Raw genomic sequence first — 418 nt, forward strand, 5'->3', positions numbered from 1 at the left:
CGCCTCCGTGGCGGCGCGGACCTCCGCGGCGCCGACGCCCAGACGGGCCTCGGCGTCCGTGACGGACTGCCCGGCGAGGGCGAGCACCGCCTCGAGCTCCGCGCGCACGGCGGCGGAGGCATCGACGTCGGCCTGGGCGGCCGCGACCTCGCGCTGGGCGAGCTCGAGAGCCGTGCGAGCGGCATCGACCGAGGCGGACGCCGCCGCGTACGCGGCCTCGGCGGCCTCGAGGGCCAGCCGGGCCTCGACCACGGTCGTGTCGGCGTCGACCACGGCGGCGATCGCGGCCTCGACCGCGGCCCGGGCCTCGACGACCGCACGGGCGTCGGTCTCGACCTGGGTCACCGCGGCCTGGAGGGCTGCCTCGGCGTCGGCGAGGACCGTCGCGGCGGCCTCGGCGGACAGGCGGGCCTCGGCC

At 80.4% G+C, this 418-nt stretch carries 1 pseudogene; it reads right to left on the minus strand.

Features of this window, described 5'->3' with window-relative positions:
- A pseudogene (locus N866_RS21910) lies at window positions 1–418 on the minus strand (hypothetical protein); the annotation flags it as partial.

It is taken from the genome of Actinotalea ferrariae CF5-4 (assembly GCF_000603945.1).
Classification (GTDB): domain Bacteria; phylum Actinomycetota; class Actinomycetes; order Actinomycetales; family Cellulomonadaceae; genus Actinotalea; species Actinotalea ferrariae.